This window comes from Pseudoxanthomonas sp. Soil82 (genome assembly GCF_040446535.1).
Lineage (GTDB): Bacteria > Pseudomonadota > Gammaproteobacteria > Xanthomonadales > Xanthomonadaceae > Pseudoxanthomonas > Pseudoxanthomonas kaohsiungensis.
Window position 1 is genome coordinate 434548 of record NZ_JBEAAK010000002.1, and the last position, 20364, is coordinate 454911.

Annotated in this window: 24 protein-coding genes and 1 other RNA gene; 13 read left to right on the forward strand and 12 right to left on the reverse strand. The window is 68.6% G+C overall.

What is annotated here, in order from left to right; translation table 11 throughout:
* Window positions 1–264 precede the first annotated feature (264 nt).
* Together ABKA19_RS07455 and ABKA19_RS07460 are read left to right on the forward strand one after the other, a co-directional pair.
* Window positions 265–2400, forward strand: coding sequence for a DEAD/DEAH box helicase (locus ABKA19_RS07455; RefSeq protein ID WP_353688371.1), 2136 nt, complete (start codon window positions 265–267; stop codon window positions 2398–2400).
* Between the two features lie 3 nt (window positions 2401–2403).
* Window positions 2404–3078 carry a DUF2290 domain-containing protein gene (locus tag ABKA19_RS07460; RefSeq protein ID WP_353688372.1) on the forward strand — a complete coding sequence of 225 codons (675 nt, stop codon included), beginning with the start codon at window positions 2404–2406 and terminating at the stop codon, window positions 3076–3078.
* Window positions 3079–3258: 180 nt separating this feature from the next.
* Here the strand turns inward: ABKA19_RS07460 and ABKA19_RS07465 are convergent, their stop codons facing one another.
* Together ABKA19_RS07465 and ABKA19_RS07470 are read right to left on the reverse strand one after the other, a co-directional pair.
* A complete protein-coding gene (locus tag ABKA19_RS07465) occupies window positions 3259–3840 on the reverse strand; it encodes a hypothetical protein (RefSeq protein ID WP_353688373.1) in 582 nt (193 codons plus the stop codon).
* A gap of 135 nt (window positions 3841–3975) precedes the next feature.
* Window positions 3976–4194, reverse strand: coding sequence for a polyprenyl synthetase (locus tag ABKA19_RS07470; RefSeq protein ID WP_353688374.1), 219 nt, complete (start codon window positions 4192–4194; stop codon window positions 3976–3978).
* A gap of 671 nt (window positions 4195–4865) precedes the next feature.
* Between ABKA19_RS07470 and ABKA19_RS07475 the strand changes: the two genes are divergently transcribed.
* Window positions 4866–5345 (forward strand): hypothetical protein, encoded by a 480-nt coding sequence (locus tag ABKA19_RS07475; RefSeq protein ID WP_353688375.1) that lies wholly within the window; start codon window positions 4866–4868, stop codon window positions 5343–5345.
* 143 nt (window positions 5346–5488) lie between these two features.
* On the opposite strand, the gene ABKA19_RS07480 is transcribed toward ABKA19_RS07475, so the two are convergent.
* Both ABKA19_RS07480 and ABKA19_RS07485 read right to left on the reverse strand, forming a co-directional pair.
* Window positions 5489–6628: a sensor histidine kinase gene (locus ABKA19_RS07480; RefSeq protein ID WP_353688376.1), complete on the reverse strand. Its 1140-nt coding sequence runs from the start codon at window positions 6626–6628 to the stop codon at window positions 5489–5491.
* A gap of 218 nt (window positions 6629–6846) precedes the next feature.
* Window positions 6847–7254 carry a GFA family protein gene (locus ABKA19_RS07485; protein ID WP_353688377.1) on the reverse strand — a complete coding sequence of 136 codons (408 nt, stop codon included), beginning with the start codon at window positions 7252–7254 and terminating at the stop codon, window positions 6847–6849.
* 260 nt (window positions 7255–7514) lie between these two features.
* Between ABKA19_RS07485 and ABKA19_RS07490 the strand changes: the two genes are divergently transcribed.
* Entirely contained in the window at window positions 7515–8624 is a 1110-nt protein-coding gene (locus ABKA19_RS07490; protein ID WP_353688378.1) for a DUF1254 domain-containing protein, read from the forward strand.
* A 131-nt stretch (window positions 8625–8755) separates the two neighbouring features.
* Window positions 8756–9637 (forward strand): TolB-like translocation protein, encoded by an 882-nt coding sequence (locus ABKA19_RS07495; protein WP_353688379.1) that lies wholly within the window; start codon window positions 8756–8758, stop codon window positions 9635–9637.
* Window positions 9638–9721: 84 nt separating this feature from the next.
* Here ABKA19_RS07495 and ABKA19_RS07500 read toward each other — a convergent pair whose 3' ends face one another.
* Window positions 9722–10093, reverse strand: coding sequence for a YciI family protein (locus tag ABKA19_RS07500; RefSeq protein ID WP_353688380.1), 372 nt, complete (start codon window positions 10091–10093; stop codon window positions 9722–9724).
* A gap of 236 nt (window positions 10094–10329) precedes the next feature.
* Between ABKA19_RS07500 and ABKA19_RS07505 the strand changes: the two genes are divergently transcribed.
* From ABKA19_RS07505 to ABKA19_RS07540, 8 genes are all read left to right on the forward strand, one after another.
* Window positions 10330–11544, forward strand: coding sequence for a DUF418 domain-containing protein (locus ABKA19_RS07505; RefSeq protein WP_353688381.1), 1215 nt, complete (start codon window positions 10330–10332; stop codon window positions 11542–11544).
* A 203-nt stretch (window positions 11545–11747) separates the two neighbouring features.
* An RNA gene (ffs, locus tag ABKA19_RS07510) (signal recognition particle sRNA small type) lies at window positions 11748–11844 on the forward strand.
* A 341-nt stretch (window positions 11845–12185) separates the two neighbouring features.
* On the forward strand, window positions 12186–12527 hold the full coding sequence (locus ABKA19_RS07515) for an ArsR/SmtB family transcription factor (protein ID WP_353688382.1): 342 nt from the start codon (window positions 12186–12188) through the stop codon (window positions 12525–12527).
* Complete coding sequence (locus ABKA19_RS07520) at window positions 12524–13012, forward strand: ArsI/CadI family heavy metal resistance metalloenzyme (protein WP_353688383.1); 489 nt, start codon at window positions 12524–12526, stop codon at window positions 13010–13012. The genes ABKA19_RS07515 and ABKA19_RS07520 overlap by 4 nt, the downstream gene beginning before the upstream one ends.
* 3 nt (window positions 13013–13015) lie before the next feature.
* The gene (gene arsN2, locus ABKA19_RS07525; RefSeq protein WP_353688384.1) at window positions 13016–13459 is read left to right on the forward strand and encodes an arsenic resistance N-acetyltransferase ArsN2; all 444 of its coding nucleotides are present in this window, start codon (window positions 13016–13018) and stop codon (window positions 13457–13459) included.
* Window positions 13452–13949: an arsenate reductase ArsC gene (locus tag ABKA19_RS07530; RefSeq protein ID WP_353688385.1), complete on the forward strand. Its 498-nt coding sequence runs from the start codon at window positions 13452–13454 to the stop codon at window positions 13947–13949. The genes arsN2 and ABKA19_RS07530 overlap by 8 nt, the downstream gene beginning before the upstream one ends.
* Window positions 13946–14329 (forward strand): arsenate reductase ArsC, encoded by a 384-nt coding sequence (locus ABKA19_RS07535; RefSeq protein ID WP_353688386.1) that lies wholly within the window; start codon window positions 13946–13948, stop codon window positions 14327–14329. The genes ABKA19_RS07530 and ABKA19_RS07535 overlap by 4 nt, the downstream gene beginning before the upstream one ends.
* Complete coding sequence (locus tag ABKA19_RS07540) at window positions 14329–15015, forward strand: aquaporin (RefSeq protein ID WP_353688387.1); 687 nt, start codon at window positions 14329–14331, stop codon at window positions 15013–15015. The genes ABKA19_RS07535 and ABKA19_RS07540 overlap by 1 nt, the downstream gene beginning before the upstream one ends.
* Before the next feature lie 529 nt (window positions 15016–15544).
* On the opposite strand, the gene ABKA19_RS07545 is transcribed toward ABKA19_RS07540, so the two are convergent.
* From ABKA19_RS07545 to ABKA19_RS07575, 7 genes are read right to left on the reverse strand one after another with little or no spacing between them, the layout of a single operon-like run.
* A complete protein-coding gene (locus ABKA19_RS07545; RefSeq protein WP_353688388.1) occupies window positions 15545–16597 on the reverse strand; it encodes a Vgb family protein in 1053 nt (350 codons plus the stop codon).
* A gap of 5 nt (window positions 16598–16602) precedes the next feature.
* Complete coding sequence (locus ABKA19_RS07550; RefSeq protein ID WP_353688389.1) at window positions 16603–17088, reverse strand: molybdenum cofactor biosynthesis protein MoaE; 486 nt, start codon at window positions 17086–17088, stop codon at window positions 16603–16605.
* A gap of 1 nt (window position 17089) precedes the next feature.
* The gene (locus ABKA19_RS07555) at window positions 17090–17335 is read right to left on the reverse strand and encodes a MoaD/ThiS family protein (protein ID WP_202935688.1); all 246 of its coding nucleotides are present in this window, start codon (window positions 17333–17335) and stop codon (window positions 17090–17092) included.
* Window positions 17332–17832 (reverse strand): cyclic pyranopterin monophosphate synthase MoaC, encoded by a 501-nt coding sequence (moaC, locus tag ABKA19_RS07560; protein WP_353688390.1) that lies wholly within the window; start codon window positions 17830–17832, stop codon window positions 17332–17334. The genes ABKA19_RS07555 and moaC overlap by 4 nt, the downstream gene beginning before the upstream one ends.
* Window positions 17833–18855 carry a GTP 3',8-cyclase MoaA gene (moaA, locus tag ABKA19_RS07565; protein WP_353688391.1) on the reverse strand — a complete coding sequence of 341 codons (1023 nt, stop codon included), beginning with the start codon at window positions 18853–18855 and terminating at the stop codon, window positions 17833–17835.
* The gene (locus ABKA19_RS07570; RefSeq protein WP_353688392.1) at window positions 18852–19613 is read right to left on the reverse strand and encodes an MBL fold metallo-hydrolase; all 762 of its coding nucleotides are present in this window, start codon (window positions 19611–19613) and stop codon (window positions 18852–18854) included. The genes moaA and ABKA19_RS07570 overlap by 4 nt, the downstream gene beginning before the upstream one ends.
* A complete protein-coding gene (locus ABKA19_RS07575; RefSeq protein WP_353688393.1) occupies window positions 19613–20362 on the reverse strand; it encodes a 3-deoxy-D-manno-octulosonic acid kinase in 750 nt (249 codons plus the stop codon). The genes ABKA19_RS07570 and ABKA19_RS07575 overlap by 1 nt, the downstream gene beginning before the upstream one ends.
* Between the last annotated feature and the right edge of the window lie 2 nt (window positions 20363–20364).

Consider the following 20364-nt stretch of genomic DNA (forward strand, 5'->3'; position numbering starts at 1 on the left):
AGCCGTCGCCCCGAAGGGGCAAGGCGCGAAGCGCCGCAGTGAATCCCCCGCTCTCCGCCCGCCCGATCGGAACAGAACCTCACCCCATTCTTGCCGAGATAACGCCACCGCGCCTGACGTGGGGGCCGTGGCGGCGAGAAGGCCAGCTCACAGACCGGCATTTTCCTAGGGACGGAGTGGGCAAAATCGCGCGACGGCCCACTAGCAGGCATGTAAGCTTCTGCCTCAGCACCCTGAGTGCCGGCCTACCCATTGGAACCGCGAATGATCGACACCATCTGGGGCACTACCACCAAGCCCATAGCGAGCAAACAACTCGCAGAAGCGCTTGAGAAGATCAATAACCTAGAGGGCACCCTTTACATCGGCTACCCGGTGATAGGCACTCCGGATGGAGCGTATCCGTTTGATGCGCTGTTGCTTAGCCCTACCAAAGGGCTGGTCACCTTCCATCTTGTTGAAGGCAAAACCTTGGATGACTACGTATCGGTTCTTGACGAGAACTACAATCGACTTCAAGCCAAGCTTTTGCACTACAACGCGCTCACGAAGAAGCGCAAGCTAGCTGTACAAATTTCTACGATTGCCTTTGCTCCGGCAATCAACGTAGACGCCCATGAAACCGACGACGACCACCCCCTAGTCGGCATCGACTCCCTGCCAAACGCGCTCGAACAAGTCGCCTGGGAAACGCCCGAGCTTTACGCCGCATTGGCCTCGACTATTCAGGCCATCTCAAGCATTCGCCGCGGAAGAAAGCGTAGAGAAGTTAAGAAGGCGGACTCTCGCGGCGCCCGTCTTAAGGGCGTCGAGGACTCAATAGCGAATCTTGACTCCCATCAAAGCGCCGCCGTCATCGAGACGGTGGACGGTGTCCAGCGCATTAGAGGACTGGCGGGCTCAGGCAAGACAATCGTCCTCGCGCTCAAGGTCGCTTATCTCCATGCCCAGCACCCTGACTGGAAGATCGCCGTCACCTTTAATACCCGCTCGCTCAAAGGCCAATTCGAGCGACTCATTAACACATTCGTCAACGAACAGACGAATGAGGAACCAGACTGGGATCAGATCGAGATCATCAACGCGTGGGGCGCGCCTGGCGACAAGCAGCGGGACGGCGTCTATCACAAGTTCTGCGCACTAAATGGACTCAACTATCTCGATTTTAAATCTGCCGAGAACGAATTTGGCCCCAAGAAGAGCTTTGAAGGAGCATGTGAGAAAGCGCTGACCGAGGCGAAGAGCATCAAGCAGGTGTTTGACGCGATTCTTGTAGATGAAGCCCAAGACTTTTCGCCAAGTTTTCTGCGACTTTGTTATGCATTTTTGAAGCCGCCGAAGCGCCTGGTCTATGCATATGACGAACTGCAAAGCCTTACGAGGAATTCACTTCCTGCGCCGGAGGAAATCTTCGGCAAGAAGGCAAATGGCGATCCAGTAGTGACCTTTGCCACGCCAGCCGCCGGCGTGCCTCGCCAGGACATTATTCTCGAAAAGTGCTATCGCAATTCGCGCCCCCTACTTGTCACCGCCCATGCGCTGGGATTCGGCATCTACCGTGAGCCCCAAGGACTCATCCAAATGTTCGAGCAAAAGGAGCTTTGGCAGGACGTTGGATACCGTGTCCACAGTGGAACCCTAGAGGACGGAAAATTCGTATCCCTGGAACGCACTGAAGAAACTAGCCCAAAATTTCTTGAGTCCCACTCTCCCATCGAAGACCTGATCCAATTCAAGACCTTTGGCTCGGAGGAGGAACAGACTGAATGGCTTGTAAGCGAAATCCGAAAGAACATCCACGAAGATGAGCTAAATGCCGATGACATCATCGTTATCAATCCGGACCCGGTGAAGACAAGAAATGCCGTTGGCAAAGCACGGGCATTGCTCCTCAAAGGCGGGATCAATTCTTGTATCGCAGGCGTAACCAACTCAGCAGACGTGTTTTTTGAAAGCGACTCCGTAACCTTCACGGGGGTGTTCCGAGCAAAAGGCAATGAAGGCGCCATGGTCTACGTAATAAACGCGCAGGATTGTTGCTCGACATTCCTACCCAGCGAACTCGGAACAGCCAGAAACCGCCTTTTTACGGCCATTACTCGTAGCAAAGCGTGGGTTCGAGTTCTAGGGATAGGACCCAATATGGCGAAGCTTGAACAGGAGTTTGCCCGAGTCAAAGAGCATGAATTTCGCCTAGAATTCAAGTACCCGAACGAGGAGCAGAGGAACAAGCTTCAGATCATTAATCGCGACATGACCGCCGCAGAGCGAAAGCGCCTTCAGCAAAAACTTGGCGAAGGAGCGAGCTTCATTGAAGCCCTCGAAAGCGGAGAGATTGAACTCGAAGACCTATCTCCGGACCTCATTGATCGGCTGAACAAGGTTCTGAAGGGACGATAAGTCATGAATTCGGAACAGGTCCGCGCACAGATCGAGAGCATCACCACGCTACTTGTAGAGTGCAGCTTATGCGATGAGCAAAATTATCCATCGATCAAGTCGGCGGGCACCCACACCCTCATCACCATTCCAAACGACCCAGACCTCTCAATAGCCCTAAAAAGCAGCATCGACTACCGGGAGATCTATCGTCGACTTGAGGAAACGCGAGCATTCAACTTCCGAATGCTGGATGGGGCCATCGTACAACTGCTCTATGACTTCGCCGGCAATGAACTGGCCGGGCATAGACTTTCATACTTCCCGTCACCCTCGCTAGAACCTTTTCAGAATGAGCCCGAGCTTTATGAGGACGATGAAGTCTATGCCGACATTTTGAGAAAGAACGTCGTACCCTTCCCCATACGCTTCGACTATTCGTCTGATGACGCCAAGCATGTCGACATGCATCACGCAAGATCACACCTTACGCTGGGGCAGTATCAAAATTGTCGAATCCCAGTATTCTCACCCATCACTCCGATCATATTTGTAAAGTTCTTGCTCAGAAATTTTTATAACACGGCTTACTGCGCATATGAAGCCAGAATTGCCATCCCCATGACCTCCTTCGCTTCTTGCATTACTGACAACGAGCAGAGCATTCCACACCTCGTCCTAAATCGGCAGGCGGCATAGAGGTGGCAGGAACGGGGTCAGGTTCACTTACCAGATGAAGCTGTGTGTGCTGACCGGTGAGGTTTGGCCGGTTCCGGCGAAGCCTGGGGCCTTGACCTCGAGGATGGCGCGAGAGGCGTCATTATCGAGGGCGCGTTGCGACTGAAGGCAGGAACTAAACCTAGCCCCGTTCCACTTGTGTCATGCCTTCAGGCGGCCCTTGAGGAATTTGCCAGCCCTTCCCTTGAGTTCGCTCCTGTTAAAGAGCTTCCCCTGGAACTGGAAGTCCTGATCAATCCGGACGATGAGCAGCTGCTCGAAATCCCCTTGACTCTTCACTATCACCCGATCGCTGGACTTCTCGGGGGAGATGGTCTTCACCTCAACGAGCTTCCCATTGATCGTGCCATCAGATCCGGCCTTGTGGGTGCCGTGGCGACGAAGTCCGAACTTGATCTCGGCATAGATTTCACCAAGCTCGCCCCAGACCTGCAAGTACCTGCCGGTGTTTTCAAAGTGGCGTATGGCACACTCAACAAGGTCTTGGAATATCTCCGTTTGCTGCAAGATGCTGTAGGGAAACCCTTCTCTGCTCGCAAACGGCTCACTTGGCTCTATGGAATAAGCGTCATCTTCCGGCGTGTCATTGAACTGGGAGTCAACCCAGTCTCGGTCAACATACTTCCACTGCCACGGTGCTACTCCGCACCCAGCAGCGTCGGCTATTTCCTCGGCGCTATAGCCAAGCTCCCTCATCTCATAAAGAAAATCCCAATCACCCATAATCATTCGCCTCGCCCAACTATCAACGCCCCCGCGAGCGTGCGGCACTGAGTCTGGATGACTATCTAGAAAGGCGTCAATCGATCGCCGAAGAACGGGGTGAAGAACGCGGACAGGATCACTTCCACAGAAACTTCACCGCTTCAACCCCGCCACAATCTCCGAAACACCAAGCCCGATCTCCAGCTGCACGCGCACGTAGTCGCGCTCCTTGCGCGACAGCGGGCGGCCGACCTCCAGGCGGACGTCCTCCGCCTCCAGGATGCGCATGATCCGGGGGAGCGCCGAGCCGATGGCGTCCTGGCCGTAGCCGGCTTCGCGCAGGGCGGTGCGGATGAGGGATTCAGCGTCCATGGAGCGTCCGGAAGTGGGTCGGGCGCCGCATTGTGCGCCATCGGCGGAACAGGGGTCGGAGCGCGCCGCCCTCATCGCAGCCGCTCGCAAGGCTTTGAGCCTTGCGCGCAACCCTCCGAGCCTTGCGCGCAAGGGTCCAGGCCTTGCGCGCAAGCCCCAAAGCACCGCCGCCGGAGCTCCCGGGCATCGACGCCGGGGCTTTTTGCCCCGACCGCGGGGCTCCCCAGCATCGACGTCGAGGCTTTTTGCCCCGCCCCCGGAGCTCCCGAGCCTCGAAGCCGGCCCTTTTTTCCCCGACCGCGAGGCTCACCAGCCCCTGCAGCGGGGCTTTTCAGCCCGATCGCGCAGCCCCCGGGCACCGACGCCGGGGCTTTCAGTCTCGCCGCCGGTGCTCCCCAGCCCCGCCGCCGTTGCTTTCCGCCCCGATCACGTACCTCCGGCACTCCGGTCACCGACATTCAGTAACCCTTGCAACGACCCAGGCGACCCGACGGCGTGCCCGCCACCCCACCCGCCTCCCCGTCTACCCCGCCCCCGGCCTTTTCCTACCCACCCGTCAGGAAATTCCTACCCCGCACCGCGCCCTCCACCGATAGCCCGGCATGCCCGCCCACGCCAGCGTGTCCCCGCCGGCCACTCCCGGCCGGCCCACTGACAAGGACGCTGCTGCCATGACCCAGAACCTGATCGACCTGAACCTGTCCGCCGAATCCCTGGCCGCGATCGACGCGGCACTGGCCACCCTGGAGACCGAGCTGGCGCCGCTGCTCGGGCTGGACCCGGAGCTGCGCCGCGACCTCACCAAGATGGGCGCCAAGTCCGAGGCGTTCTGCCGCCAGGCGGTGGCCGCCTTCAGCGAGCACGCCCAGGTGTTGCCGCGCAATTTCGACGTGGCCGCCTACCGCGGCGACCTGGCCGCGCTCGACGCGCTGCGCCCGCGCCGGCAACGGCTGGAACGGCTGCGCGAACTGCTCGAGCACACCGAGATGGCGCTGGGCAGCGACCTGATGACCGCCTCGCTGGAGGGCTACGCGGTGCTGAAGGTGTCGGGCAAGAGCGCCGGCCTGGACAACCTGCGCCAGGCGCTGTCGGCGCGCTTCCGCAGCCGCCGCGGCGAGGCGGCGCAGCCGGCGGCGGTCGCGCCGATGTAAAGCGTCGTCGCCGCGTTGCTCGAACAACGCCCCGGTTCGCCGGGGCGTTCTTCTTTGGAGACCGGAACCGGAACGCACGTTCCCGCTGCACTCCCCGAAGTCCACGCTGGCCCCGGCTTTTGCGCCGGTGACGAAACCCGGCCTCAGCCAGCCTCGGGCAGCGCGTCCCCCGCCCTGCGCGGGAGCAGGATCTCGAAGCAGGTCCTGCCATCGCCGGATCGCGCTTCCACCGCCCCTCCGTGGGCCAGCACCACTTCCCGCACGATGAACAGGCCCAGTCCCATGCTGGTGGCTTCGCCCGTCGCGGCCGCCGTGGGCCCTCTCTTCAACGGGTCGAACAACGCGGCCTCGGAGCCGGCCGGAAGCGCGGGCCCGCGGTTGGTGACCGCGATGGCCAGGTGCTGCGGCTGGCCGACGATCGAAATCCCGATCTCCGACTCCGGATCGCCGTACTTGGCCGCGTTGGTCACCAGGTTGTGGATCGCCTCGCGCAGTCTTGACGCGTCGAAGTGCCCCCTGGCGGAGCCCTCGTGGTCGAGGGAGATCGCCACGTCCGGCAGCGCGGCCCGCAGGATCTCCGTTTCCTCCCGCAGCTCATCGCGCAGGTCGCACTCGCGCCGATCGATGGACATGCCTACGCCCAGGCCGCTGCGGCTGTACTCCAACAGCTCGTCCAGCAACCGGGTGGTGCGCGCCGCACCGCTGGCGATGCGTTCGACCAGCGGGGCGAGCCGGGGATCCTGGAGCTTCGTCGCCAACACGTCGGTGGTCAGCACCACCGCGGCCAGCGGGCCGCGCAGGTCATGCCCCAGGGCACCGAGGAAGATGTTGCGCCACTTGTCGACCTCCGCGGTGAACTCCACCAGCGATTCGGCGAGCGCCTGGTCGATGGCTTCGTTGAAGCGGACCATGTCCTCGATCGAATCGGCGGTCAGTGCCCGGTCGGCGGTCCACAGCCGCAGCACGGACGCGCGCATGGCGCGGTATTCGGCGACCATCTGGTTCACGCCGAACCCGGCCTGGGCCCGCATCCGGCCGTGGCCGGCGGCCGCCGACTCGGGACCTCCCGGCACCGGCGCCCGCCCCTCCGACTTGACCCGTTGCTGGCCGGGCGTCTGCGGCGTGCGCAGATCCCGTACGAAGGCGGCCAGGATCAGTGGTATGTGGTTGCGCAGCGCGGCCGCGTCGAGCTGCATCCCCGGCGTCAGCTGCGTACGCGCGAAATCCTCCGCGGCATCCACGATCCGGGTCGAGTTGGCCTCGATGAAGTCTGCGAGTCTCAAGTGCTGGCCCCTCCAGCAAGCGGCCGCTCCGCCGGCCCGTTGCGATGCTACTTCACGAAGCTATCGCCTCAGGCCACTCGACTGAATCATTCATCGGCGTTTCCACGCCGATCGTCATGCGCGCGAGTCGCGCACCGGAGCGGCGGCGGCGGATCCGGCCGCCGGGCGGCCGCCGCTGCGACCACCGAAGCCAAGGTCCGCGGGTGCCCGAAGCGACCTCAGCCGTCGGGAGGCATCCGCGCATGCTCCTCCAGAGGCAACGCCAGCGTTGCCCACGGTGGGCGCTGGCTGACGAAGAGCGCAGCCTCCGGCATGAAGGCCAGGGAATCGTCGAGGCTGCCCGCGTAAATGGTCACCAGGTCGGGAGCCGACTCCGGCGTGCCGAACAGCAGGCTTCCGCACTCGATGCAGACGTTGCGGACAGCCGGTTCGCCGCTGCCGCCCGTCGTTCGAACCGCCCTGACCGGCCCGGACGCCGCGAACGATGCGCGCGGCACGCCCAGCACCGGTACGCCACCGCTCCCGGACGCACGCTGGCAATCCCGGCAATGGCACACGATCGAGAACAGGCGCGGACCAGGCGACTCGTACCGGACCGCACCGCACAGACATCGACCCGTGATCACCTTGTTCCTCCCTCGCCCCAAAACCCCCGGTCGGCGTCCACCCCGGAACGCGGCGCGACCTCCACGATCGGCCGGGATCGAGCATAACGGGTGCCGAAACCGGGGTCAGAGTGCACTTCTGAAACCCCGGCTCGTCATGCACATTCGGTCGAGCCCGGAAGGTGCACCCTGTCCCGGCCTTCACGCGCACTTAGCAAACCCGCGTGTCCACTCCCCCACAGCCGCGGCACCCTGCCGCCGGCCCTACGGGGAGTCACGCCATGCGCTTGCACCAGCCCGCCGTGCTGATCCTTGCCCTCGCCTGCGCCGCCTGCGGCTCGCGCGATGCGGCCGAACCCGCCGCACCATCCGCCGCCGATGCCGCCGCCCCGACTGCGGCCACGCCAGCCACGCCCGCTGCCGAACCGGCGCCCACGCCCGGCGGCACCGTGGTCACCCCGGACAACTTCGTCCGCGCCGAGTCCGACATGTACATGGCCAACCTGGCCAAGGAAGCCGGCGGCATCGGCAAGCTGTTCCACCACCGCGAACCGGCCTCGATCGACCACCAGACCGTGATCCGCCTCAACCGCGACACGCTCTACTCGCAGGCCGTGTTCGACCTCGACGCCGGACCGGTCACGGTGACCCTGCCCGACGCCGGCGACCGCTTCCAGTCGCTGATGTTCGTCAACCAGGACCACAACACCTGGACCGAATACGGCGCCGGCCCGCACACCGTCACCCGCGACAAGGCCGGCACCCGCTACGTCATGGCCGGCATCCGCACCCTGGTCGATCCCAACAACCCGAAGGACCTCGAGGACGTGCACCGCCTGCAGGACGCGATCACCGTCGCCCAGGAGGGCGGGCCGGGCCAGCTCGAGCTGCCAGCGTGGGACGCGGCCAGCCAGAAGAAGGTGCGCGATGCGCTGCTCGCGCTGGCGAGCACCACTTCCAACTTCAAGGGCGCGTTCGGCCTCAAGGACCAGGTCGACCCGGTGCACCACCTGATCGGCACCGCCGCCGGCTGGGGCGGCAACCCCGACAAGGACGCGATCTACCTGGCCGTGACGCCGCCGAAGAACGACGGCGCCACCGTCTACCGCCTGCGGGTCAAGGACGTGCCGGTCGACGCGTTCTGGTCGGTGAGCGTGTACAACGCGCAGGGCTACTTCGAGAAGAACGACCTCGGTGCCTACACCGTCAACAGCCTCACCGCGAAGAAGGAAGCCGACGGCACCGCGGTGATCCAGTTCGGCGGCTGCGACGGCCAGGTCCCCAACTGCATCCCGGTGGTGTCCGGCTGGAACTACACCGTGCGCCTGTACCGCCCGCAGCAGGCGATCCTGGACGGCAGCTGGACGTTCCCAGAGGCCGAGCCGGTGTAAACGCGGGTAGCGCCGGAGAAGAACCGGGGCGGCTTTCAACTCTCTTCAAGCCTGCCTGTCGCGATCTTCACTTTGCGCCGTGCGCGCGGGCGGCTACGGTCGCCCTCCCGCCCTCGCGATCCGGCCTGCCCATGCGTTCGCTGCTGTCCGCGCTCTGCCTCCTGCCCGCCGTCGCCTGCGCCACCGCGCCGGCCGGCGACCTCGACCTGCCGGCGCCGCCGCTGCGCTGGACGCCGCCGGCGCTGGCCAGCGACCAGTACGAGTCCTCGCCGGTGTTCTCGCCGGAGGGTGGCGAGCTGTTCTTCTTCCGCGCGCCGCCGGCGTTCGACCGCTACCGGCTGCTGTATTCGCACTGCCGCGACGGGCAATGGGGCGCGCCGCGCGAGCCTGCGTTCGCCGGCCCGGCCACGGCCCTGGAAACCGATCCGGCCTACAGCGCCGATGGCGCCTGGCTCTACTACGCCAGCGACCGCGCCAGCGCCGGCGACCTGGACATCTGGCGCGTGCGCCGCGACGCCAGCGACGGCTGGGGCGCGCCGGAGCGGCTGCCGGCGCCGGTGAACAGCGCGCAGACCGAACTGCTGCCGCGGCCGCAGGCCGACGGCAGCCTGCTGTTCGGCTCGGCGCGCGAGGGCGGCGCGGGCGGACGCGATGTGTACCGGGCGACGCCGCGCGCCGATGGCGGATGGGACGTGGCGCCGTTGCCGGCGCCGGTCAACACGCCGGCCGACGAATACGAGGCCGACCTGTCCGCCGACGGCCGCGTGCTGGTGGTGGTCGCCCATCGCGGCGCGCGCTCGCACCTGTACGTGTACGACCGCCAGGGCGAGGGCTGGCGCGAACGCGGCCGCGTGCCGGCCCGCAGCGATGTGTTCCAGGTCGGACCCTTGCTGTCGCCGGACGCCAGGCGCCTGCTGTTCGCGCAGGCCGATGGCGAGCGCTCGGGCGAGTTCTTCCTGGTCGAGCTGGACGCCAATGCCGATGCGCGGTGGCCGCCGGCGTGCGTGGGCTAGCCCGCTGTCGCACGTCGGCCTGTCATAACCGAGGCGGAGGACTGCCCGCTCTCCCAACCGGGGAAGCGAGAGTCCCGGTTCCCGTCACCGCCCCTGGTAGAAGTCCAGCGGCACCAGCTCCACGGCCCAGCCGCCTTCCTCGCCGATCGTGGCGGCCGGATGCATCGACGCGATCGCCAGCGCCTCCTCCTCGCTGTCGGCCTCGATGACGAACAGGCCGCCGACCACTTCCTTGGCCTCGCTGTAGGGGCCGTCGCTGACCTGGGCCTTGCCGCCGCGCGGCCGCAGGGTCTTGCGCGCGTGCGGTTCGCCCAGCGAGGCCGACACCAGCATCCTGCCGGTGGCCTGCATCTTCGCGTCCAGGGCCGGGCACTGGCTGACGAGGGCTTCGACCGCCTCGGGCGTCATCGCCGCGAAGGCGTCGGGGGAGTAGTAGGCCAGGCCGAGGTATTTCATGGGAACTCCTTGGAGGGGATGTTGTAGCGACGAGGCGCCGGCCGCGGAATCGACAGGTCCGTCGCGATCGCCACGCGCCGGCCGCCCGCCACCGGCCTTGTACCCCGGCGGCCACGCGCCGGCCAGCCGCCCTCCCCGCGCGGGCCCGGCGCCGGTATGCTCGCCGTCCTGGGAGCCACATCGAGGACATGCCTGCCCTGGCCGGGGCGGCGCGTCCCTGCCCAGAGGGGAACCGCATGCAGAACGCCACCTACACCCCGCGCATGGAAGGCCTCGACGCCCTGCGCGGCTTCGCCCTGTTCGGCATCTTCATCGTGCACATGCCCGAGCTGTTCGAGCTGTACTGGGCGCACCCGGCGACCGATCCGCTGCAGCTGGCCGTGCACGACGCGGTCTGGCTGGTGTTCGCCGGCAAGGCGTTCGCGCTGCTGGCGCTGTGCTTCGGCGTGAGCTTCTTCATCATGATGGACCGCGCCGCGCGCCGCGGCGTGGACTTCACCGGGCGCTTCGTCTGGCGGCTGGCGCTGCTGGCGGCGATGGGCCTGCTGCACGGGCTGTGGTACCGCGGCGACGTGCTCGAGGTGCTGGCGGTGATGGGGTTGTTCCTGCTGCCGTTCTACCGGGTGCGCTCGAACCGGGTGCTGCTGGCGGTGGCGGTGTTCTTCCTGCTGCAGCCGCTGATGCTGGTGCGGATTGCATTTGCGCTGGGCGGCGCCGGCTGGGCCAACCAGCCACTGGGCTACTGGAGCGCGACCATCCCGCAGGTGTACCTGGACGGCGGCTTCCTCGACACGCTGCGCATGAACGTGGTCGACGGCCACGGCTTCAAGTGGCTGTTCATGTACGAGTCCGGGCGGCTGAGCCAGATCGTGGGCCTGTCGCTGGTCGGCATGGTGCTGGGGCGGATCGGCTTCTTCAGCCGGCCGGAGGCGTTCGCGCGGGCGCGGGTGGCGGCGCTGCTGGTCGCGCTGGTTGGCGCGCTGGCGCTGTACTTCGGTCGCGAGCCGCTGGCGCAGCTGGTGCCGGCCAGCGCGGCGATGGTGATGCCGCGCGCGCTGGCTGGCGCGGTGCTGGGCAGCCTGTTCGACCTGGCGGTGATGGCGGTGCTGATGCTGGCCTTCACCACCGCGTACTACGGCGGCGCCGGGCGAGCGCTGGGCGTGCTGGCGCCGGCCGGGCGCATGACCCTGACCCTGTACGTGCTGCAGTCGCTGCTGTTCGTGCCGGTGTTCTACGGCTACGGCCTGGGCCTGCACGCGAGCATGACCCAGGTGCAGGCGCTGGCGTTGGGACTGGTGGCGTTCGCCGCGCAGGTGGTGTTCGCGCACCTGTGGTTCCGGCGCTTCTATTACGGGCCCCTGGAGTGGCTGTGGCGTGCCGGCACCTACCTGACCCTGGACGTGCCTTTCGTGAAGCGGCGCGGGCGGGTGGAGGAAGGAGTGGCGGCGTGAAGACCGCGGCGACCATGCGGGCCCGATGGCGGGCCGGAACGATCCCGGGCTGAACCGCGCGAACGTCGCGAACGGCCGTCGCCATGGCGGCGCGTCGGCGGGATCGGCTAGAATTCGCGTCCCGCGTGAGCGGTGGCCGCCGCAGGTGGCCCCGCCCCGCCGGATCCAGGGATCGCCCCGCGCGACCCGCACCTATGGTGGCCCCGTCGGCCCCTCGCGACGCTAGATCGAAAATCCCGCCAGGGCCGGAAGGCAGCAACGGTATCGATCGACGCGGGCGCCGAGGCCAGCCGGCGGGGCCGCCACCTTTTTGGGGCGCACCCCGGCGCTAACCCGATGCAGGATGGCCCGGGCCGTCGCCACGGCGTGCGTAAAGGAGAGGCTTGCGCGCTTCCCCGCCCCGCGCGCCGGGAAAGCGCAGCGGGGCGAGCCCCGCTCTACGAGCAGCGCATCGACGTAGAGCCGGGCTTGCCCGGCTGCCGGCAGCGTCGGGAAAGCGCAGCGGGGCTAGCCCCGCTCTACGAACAGCGCATCGACGTAGAGCCGGGCTTGCCCGGCTGGCGGCAGCGTCGCGAGCGCAGCGGGGCGAACCCCGCCTCCCGGGTGTTGACACAATTCCATAATTCCGAAATTATGGAATTATGGAAACCCGCACCGCCCTCGCCGCCCTCGGCGCGCTCAGCCACGAATCACGTCTCTCGGCCTTCCGCGCGCTCGTGCAGGCCGGGCCCGATGGCCTGGCCGTCGGCGAACTGCGCGAACTGCTCGACCTGCCGCCGGCCACGCTGAGCGCGCACCTCAACGTGCTGCGCGCGGCGGCGCTGGTCCGCGACGAGCGCGAGGGCCGGGTCATCCGCGTCCGCGCCAACTACCTGCAGATGAACGCCCTGGTCGCCTACCTGACCGAGAACTGCTGCGCCGGCGCGGCCGACTGCGGCCCGGCCGCCACCTGCACCCCGAAGAAGAAAGGAGCCCGTGCATGAACCGCTTCCACGTCCACCTCAACGTCGCCGACCTCGACGCCAGCATCCGCTTCTACTCGGAGCTGTTCGCCGCGCAGCCGGCGGTGCTCAAGCCCGACTACGCCAAGTGGATGCTCGACGATCCGCGGGTGAACTTCGCCATCTCCACCACCGGGCGCGCGCCGGGCATCGACCACCTCGGCTTCCAGGTCGCCGATGCCGAAGGCCTGGCCGCACTGGGCCGGCGCCTGGACGCGGCCGGCGGCACCGTGGTTCCCGAAGAGGCCACGGTGTGCTGCTACGCGCAGTCGGACAAGCTGTGGACCGAGGACCCGCAGGGCACGCGCTGGGAAACCTTCCACACCACCGGCGAGGCCACCACCTACCACGCCGGCGAGGCCGCCTGCGCCACCGACGGCGCCAGCTGCAGCCCGGACGTGGCCGCGATCAAACCGCGCCCGGCCGGCACCACGTCCTGCTGCAGCCCGCAGTCCGGTTGCTGCTGAGCCATGGACCTGCGCCCGGCCACCAGCGACGAACACGCCGCGATCCGCGGCCTGCTGCGGGACTCACGTTTGCCGGTCGAGGACCTCGACACGGCGGCGATTGACTTCATCGTCGCCTGCGAGGGCGGCGCGCTGGCCGGCGTGGTGGGGGTCGAAGCCTTCGAGGGCGCCGGCCTGCTGCGCTCGCTGGCCGTGCGTGGCGACCAACGCGGGCGTGGCCTCGGCGGCCGGCTGGTCGAGGCCATCGAAGCGCGCGCGGCGGCGCGGGGACTGACGCAGCTGGTGCTGCTCACCGAAACCGCGGCGCCGTTCTTCGCCCGGCGCGGCTACGCCGACATCGCGCGCGAACACGCGCCGGTGGCGGTGCAGTCCAGCACCGAGTTCCGCTCCCTGTGCCCGGCATCGGCCCGGTGCATGACCAGACGACTCGACCCCCACGATGACTGACTCCCGCACCTTCAACACCTTGTTCCTGTGCACCGGCAACTCGGCGCGCAGCCAGATGGCCGAGGCCCTGCTCAACCACCTGGGCCAGGGCCGCTTCCGCGCCTACAGCGCCGGCAGCCACCCGGCCGCGGCGGTGCAGCCGCTGGCGGCGGAACTGATCGCCGCGCTCGGACTGCCTGCGGCCTACCTGCGCACCAAGAGCTGGGACGAGTTCGACATGCCTGGCGCGCCGGTGATGGATTTCGTCATCACCGTCTGCGACAACGCCGCCGGCGAGGCCTGCCCTGTATGGGCCGGGCATCCGGTCCTGGCCCACTGGGGCGTGCCGGATCCGGCCAGGACACCGGACGATCCGAAGGGCTTCAGGGATGCCTGGATCACGCTGCGGCGGCGCATCGAACTGCTGCTGGCGCTGCCGCTGGACAAACTCGACCACCTGGCACGCGAGCAGGAGCTGCGTGCCATCGGCCAGCAGGGGGGCCAGCCATGAAGCGCGTGCTGTTCGTCTGCGTCGAGAACTCCAACCGCAGCCAGATGGCCGAAGCCTTCGCCCGCCTGCACGGCGGCGGCGACGTCGAGGCGCTGAGCGCCGGCTCGAAGCCCTCGGGTCAGATCAACCCGAAGGCGGTGCGCTTCATGGCCGAGCTGGGCTACGACCTCACCGCCCACGCATCGAAGTCGCTGGACGAGATCGACGGCGAGTTCGACGCGGTGGTCACCATGGGCTGCGGCGACAACTGCCCGTGGGTGCCGGCGCGGCTGCGCGAGGACTGGGCCCTGCCCGACCCCAAGCACATGGACGACGAGGGCTACCGGGCGGTGCGCGACGAGATCGGCCGCCGGGTCCAGGCGCTGCTGGCGTCGTTGTGATGGCGCTGGGGCGCAAGCTGCTGGCCGAGTTCCTCGGCACCGCGCTGCTGCTCGCCTGCGTGGTGGGCTCGGGGATCATGGGCGTGAACCTGGCCGGAGGCAACGATGCGATCGCGCTGCTGGCCAACGCCGGCGCGACCGCCGGCATCCTCTACGTGCTGGTCACCGTGCTGGGTCCGGTCTCCGGCGCCCACTTCAATCCGGCGGTGACGCTGGCGATGCGCCTGCGCGGGCAGCTGCGCACGCACGAGGCGCTGGCCTACGCCGGCGTGCAGGTGGTGGCCGCGATCGCCGGCGTGCTGCTGGCCCATGCGATGTTCGACCTGGCGACGCTGCAGCCCGGGACGCGCGTGCGCACCGGGCACAGCCAGTGGCTGAGCGAGGGCGTGGCCACCTTCGGCCTGGTGCTGACGATCCTGCTGGGCGCGCGGCACCGGCCGGCGGCGATCCCGGCGCTGGTGGCCAGCTACATCTTCGCCGCCTACTGGTTCACCGCCAGCACTTCTTTCGCCAACCCGGCCGTGACCCTCGGCCGTGCACTGACCCAGACCTTCTCCGGGATCCGGCTGGCGGACGTGCCCGGGTTCGTGCTCGCGCAGCTGGCCGGCGCGGTGGCGGCCACGTTCGTGGCCAGGCTCCTGGCCGGACGTCGCACGCCCGTCGTAGAGCCGGGCTTGCCCGGCTGATCGGCGCGTCGGTAAAGCGCAGCGGGGCGAGCCCCGCTCTACGCGGCGCGGCAAAACTTCATGCGTGCAACCGGCCCGTCGTAGAGCCGGGCTTGCCCGGCTGATCGGGGCGTCGGTGAAGCGCAGCGGGGCGAGCCCCGCTCTACGCGGCGCGGCGAACCCTCACGCGTGCAACCGGCCGGACGTAGAGCCGGGCTTGCCCGGCTGATCGGGGGCGTCGGTGGAGCGCAGCGGGGCGAGCCCCGCTCTACGCGGCGCGGCAAAACTTCATGCGTGCAACCGGCCCGGACGTAGAGCCGGGCTTGCCCGGCTGATCGGGGGCGTCGGTGAAGCGCAGCGGGGCGGGCCCCGCTCTACGGGGCGCGGCGAACCCCCACGCGTGCAACCGGCCCGGACGTAGAGCCGGGCTTGCCCGGCTGATCGGGGCGTCGGTGGAGCGTAGCGGGGCGAGCCCCGCTCTACGGGGCGCGGCGAACCCTCACGCGTGCAACCGGCCCGGACGTAGAGCCGGGCTTGCCCGGCTGCGCGTTTACGGCGCCGGCACGATCCCCAGCGCATCCGGCTCGTCACCGGTCGGCCAGCGCTCGACCACCGTCCAGCTCGCCGTGTCCACCACGGCGATCTCGTTGCCGCCGCTGATGGCGACGTAGACGCGTTCGCCGGAGGGATCGGCGATCGCGCCGATCGGCAGCGCGGCGCGGCCGAGCATCGTTTCGCGGTACTCGGCGCCGGGCCTGGCCAGCTCGACCAGCGCCACCGGCTTGCGCGAGACGCTGTCGAACACCGCCAGGGTCGCCGCACGCGCGTTGGTGACCAGCGCGTGGCGGCCGCTGGGGGTGAACACGACCCGGATCGGGAAGCCGTCGCTGGCCAGGGTGTCGAGCACGTCCAGGGTCACCGGGTCGTGCACGGTCACCGAACCTTCCTCGCGGTTGCTGACCCACACGCGGCCGTCGCTGGCGACCGCGATTCCTTCGGCCCCCACGCCGGCCGGTTTCTCCAGCACGCTGCCGTCGGCCAGGCCGACGCGCACCACGGTGCCGGCGCCGACCTTGCTGACATAGGCGACGGCGCCGTCGCGCGACAGCGCGACCATGTGGCCCTTGCCCGGGCCAAGGTCGATCGCGCGCTCGACCTTGCCTTCGACATCGACCACCAGTAGCGCATCGCTGCCTTCGGTGGTGACCAGCAGGCGCCGGCCGTCGGCATCGAAGCGCATGCCGTGCGGCCGGGTGTGCGTACCCAGGTCGATCCGGCGCAGCAGCCGGCCGTCGGCGCTGTCGTACACGCCCAGGGTGTTGCCCGGGGCCTGGCGGCCGTACTCGCTGACCACCGCGAGCTGGCCGTCGGGGCTGACCGCGATCTCGTGCGGACCGGGCGCGGTCGGCGCTTCGCCGAGCTTGCGGCCGTCGGCCAGCGACAGGCGCCACAGCGTGTCGGCGGACTTGTTGCCGACCAGCAGTTCGGCGCCCCGTGCCGGCGCGCTACCCGCCTGCGGATCGAAGGCGTGCGCGTCGAAGCCGGGCGCGGCCAGCATGGCCAGCAGCATGGCGGGTGTGGCCGCAAGGCGGCGGAATGGCATGCAGCTCATCGATCCTCCTCCCGTCCGTTGCTTTCGCCGGCGACGGTGGTGTCCGGATGCAGCCATTGCACGTCGCCGTCGGCGTAGCGCTCGTGCTTCCAGATCGCCACCCGCGACTTCACCTCGTCGATCACGAAGCGGCACGCATCGAACGCGGCGCCGCGGTGGGCGGCGCCCACGCCCACCCACACCGCCAGGTCGCCGATCGCCAGCTCGCCGGTGCGGTGCACGCAATGCACGCCGGTGATGGCGAAGCGGGCCGCGGCTTCCTCGACGATGCGCTGGCCCTCGGCCGCGGCGAGCGCGGCATAGGCTTCGTAGCGCAGCCCCAGCACCGGACGGCCGTCGTTGTGGTCGCGCACCCAGCCTTCGAAGCTGGCGTAGGCGCCGGCGGCGTCGTGCAGCAGTCGCGCGCGCAGGGGCTCCACCTCGAAGCGGTCATCGGCCAGTTCGAAGCGGACCACGACCGGGGCGGCAGCGTGCGCAGCCATCTCAGCCTCCCGAGACCGGCGGGATGAAGGCGACCTCGCTGCCATCGGCCAGCGCGTCGTCCCAGCGCGCAAACGCGCCATCCACCGCCACCCGCAGGCGCTCGCGCGGCCAGCCCAGCGCGTGGCGGGCGGCGGCCTCGGCGTACAGCGCGGCCAGGTCCGGCGCGGCGCTGTCCACCACCTCCACGTCCCGGCCCGCAGCCTCGCGCAGGCTGGCGAAGTACAGCAGCCGCACCGTCGCCATCACCCTTCCCTGCCGAAGTCGCGCTTGCCGCCGCGCTTGCCCAGCAGCCTCGCCGGACCCAGCACGATGGCGTGCGACAGCGCCTTGCTCATGTCGTAGACGATGAGCGCGGCCACGGTGGCGCCGGTGAGCGCCTCCATTTCCACGCCGGTGCGGGCGGTGGTGCGGGCGGTGCACTCGATCCGCAGTTCGCGCTCGCCGTGCCAGTCGATGGCGATGCGCACGCCGTCCAGCGGCAGCGCGTGGCAGAACGGAATGAGTTCGTGCGTGCGCTTGGCCGCCATCGTGCCGGCGATCACCGCGGTTTCGACGATCCCGCCCTTGCCCGCACGCAGGCCGCTGGCGCGCAGCTGCGCGGCCACCGTCGCCGGGAACTTCACCCGGCACTCCGCGGTGGCGCTGCGCGCGGTGACGGCCTTGGCCGAGACGTCGACCATGGCCGGGCGGCCATCGGCGTCCAGGTGGGTCAACTGCGGGATGGACGACTTGCGCGTGGCCACTCAACCTCCGATCAGGTACATCTCGATGTGCTTGCGGGGCGCCTGCGGCTGGCTGCGGATCTCGCTGTAGCGGTCGCCGCGGCGCGACCACAGTGCGGCCACATGGTCGGCCAGCGCGGCCGCCCCGCCGGCCAGCGCCGGGCGCAGGTCGTGGCCCTCGCCGGCGAACAGGCAGGTGTACAGGCGGCCGTCGGCCGAGACCCGCGCGCGGTGGCAGTCGCCGCAGAACGGCGCGCTGACCGAGCTGACGAAGCCGACCTCGCCGCCGCCGTCGGTGAAGGCGTAGCGTTCGGCCACCTCGCCGCGGTACTGCGACTGCAGCGGACGCAGCGGCCAGCGCGCGGCGATGCGGTCGCGCAGCTGCGCCGAGGTCACGACCTGCTCGCGGCGCCAGCCGTTGCAGGTGCCCACGTCCATGTACTCGATGAAGCGGACCACATGGCCGCTGCCGCGGAAATGGTCCAGCAGCGGCAGCACCTGGTCCTCGTTGAGCCCGCGCTGGATCACGCAGTTGATCTTGATCGCCTCGAAGCCGGCCGCCTGCGCCGCTTCGATCCCTTCCAGCACCGCGCCGACCTCGCCGCGGCCACCGGACATGGCGGCGAAGACCGGCGGGTCCAGCGCGTCCAGGCTGACGGTCAGCCGGTGCAGGCCGGCCTGGCGCAGCGCATGCGCCTGCGCGGCCAGCAACGAGCCATTGGTGGTCAGGGCCAGGTCGTCGATGCCCGGGACCGTCGCCAGGCGCGCGACCAGGTCGGGCAGGCGCTTGCGCAGCAGCGGCTCGCCGCCGGTCAGGCGCAGCTTGTGCACGCCGATCGCGGCGAAGCCGCGCACCAGGGTCTCGATCTCGTCGAACGACAGCCGCCCGGCCGCGTCGAGGCCGTGGTCGTCGGGGATGCGGTCGGCCGGCATGCAATAGCCGCAGCGGAAATTGCAGGCGTCGATCACCGACAGCCGCAGGTCACGCAGCGGCCGACCGAAGCGGTCCTGCGGCACGGCCGGCAGCTGCGGCGCCAGGTTCATGCCGGCGCCGGCAGCGCGGTGCGCGGTTCGGCCAGCGGCCAGGATTCGCCCGGACGCGCGACCCGGTAGCCGCGCGCCACCATCGCCACCGCATCGGCCTGGCCGGCGTAGTGGTAGAGCAGCATCCGCTTGCGCAGCGCATCGGGGTACTCGCGCTCGAGGTCGTCCAGGCCGGTGTGCGAGGGGTTGCCGTGCAGCGCGCAGTCGTGGGCGATCAGCTCGCCGGCATCGGCGTGGCGGGCGAGCATCTCCGGGATCGGCCGGGTATCGCCGCTCCAGACCACGCTGCCGCGCAGGCGCAGGCCGAAGGCGGTGTCGGGCCAGTGGTGGCGCACCGGGAACACCTCCAGGCGCTGGCCGTCATGCCAGAACGCGTCGCTCACCGGCACCAGCTGGAACGCGTCCCAGAAATTCGCGCCGCCCTCGGCCAGCACGTTGGGGTAGTCGGCCACGCGCCGCTGCAGCAGCGGCACCACCGGCGCGGGCACGTACAGGCGCACGCGGCCGCGCCGCTGCGGATCGAAATAGCTGGACACGAACAGCCGTTCCAGCCCGGCGACATGGTCCAGGTGCACGTGGGTGATGAACACCGCATCGGGCGGGTGGCCGTACAGCGCCTCGAACGCGGTCAGGCCCTCGGCGCCGCAGTCGATGGTCAGCCACGGCCGGCCGTCGCACTCGATGCTGGCCATGGCCGAGCCCAGTTCCACCGCCGACGCGTTGCCGACCCCATGCAGCCGCAGCGTCCACCCGGCCATCAGCAGCCCCGCTTCCAGGCCAGGTCGTAGGCCCGGCGCAGGCGGGCGAAGTCGGCCTCGACTTCGCCGGCGGCGCGCTCGCCGCGCAGCTTGAGCAGCGAGCGTAGCAACCGGCGCAGGTTGGCCTCGCGCCAGTGGGTGGCGGGGATGCGCATGCGGCCGCGGTCGAAATCGATCATCCAGCCGCGGCCGTTGCCGTCGAACAGCAGGTTGTGCGCGTTGAGGTCGGCGTGGTCCAGGCCCTCGCGGTGGAAGCGGGCGACCAGCCTTCCGGTTTCCTCCCAGGGCGCACCGTTGCCGGCCACCAGGGCGCGGTCGGCCAGCGAGCGCACGTCCATCAGCCGCTCCAGCAGGATCGCGGCGCGGTACTGGAAGCCGTCGCGGACGTAGCTGGCCGCCAGCGGGCGCGGCACCGGCAGGCCGCGGCCGAGCAGTTCGCGCATCAGCCGGAACTCGGCGAAGCTGCGCGTGTGCGAGGCCCCGCGCCAGAGGTAGGCATCGCGGCTGAAGCGCGCGGCCAGGCCGCCGCGCAGGTAGTGGCGCAGCACCGCCGGACCGAACGGCGCATCGACGAACCAGGCCCCACCACGCCCGCCCGAGCCCACCGGCCGGGCGCGCTCGCCCCAGGCCGCCGGCGAGAACAGGTCGGCGCCGGCTTGCCGCAGTCGTTCGCGGTCGAAGAGAATGGCCCCGTACCCGCTCTCGGCGCGGTACGGCGTCAGGGCTTCGCTGGCGTCAAAGGCGACCATCC